The 563-nt window shown below is 47.2% G+C and carries 2 pseudogenes; both read right to left on the bottom strand.

The annotated features are described in order from the left end of the window. A pseudogene (locus AC27IT_RS27960) lies at positions 1-219 on the bottom strand (stage 0 sporulation protein); the annotation flags it as partial. A 138-nt stretch (positions 220-357) separates the two neighbouring features. Then, a pseudogene (locus tag AC27IT_RS27955) lies at positions 358-563 on the bottom strand (DNA polymerase III subunit delta'); the annotation flags it as partial.

Raw genomic sequence — 563 nt, 5'->3', positions numbered from 1 at the left:
AAGAGCGTCATCATCTCCGGCAATACGAATGACTTTTTTTAAGGGTAGGACAACATCCGAATCATTTACTTCTTTTTTGCCCACCACAACCTTACCATATTCAATACCGCGAGCGGTCTCTACTATGACGCAGTTTTCTTTCTCCACTGGAAGGTCCAGCGGATCAAAATAATAAGTCTTGCCCGCCTTCTTGAAACGGACACCCACTACACTATACAAAAATTAACCCCCTTGTATGCCACTAAACCTCATTTGTAGCCGACATTGTAAGAATGGCCGCAATTGAAGTCTCACTGTCGCACAAACCGGGAACCTGGCGTCGCGGATTGTGCAGAGTGGAACAAGCGCGACTTCCTGTTAGCCGGTGATAGAACCGCTTGTATCGGACAACCCAATCAGAAGCTGCTCCACGCATAATTGTCCGTTGACGTGAAAACGGAGCTTCTTCCTGCAATTCGCGGCCAAATCCATATAAGAGACCCATTGTTCCGTGCTGCGGGTGATTGCCAATTTGGAGACGGACTCCAAATGATCTATGAAAACAATGCTTTCGTGCCTTCCGT

The sequence above is a fragment of the Brevibacillus sp. YAE8 genome, assembly GCF_057543335.1.
The sequence above is the reverse complement of the archived record's forward strand: the minus strand, read 5'-3'. Positions and strand labels throughout refer to the sequence as shown.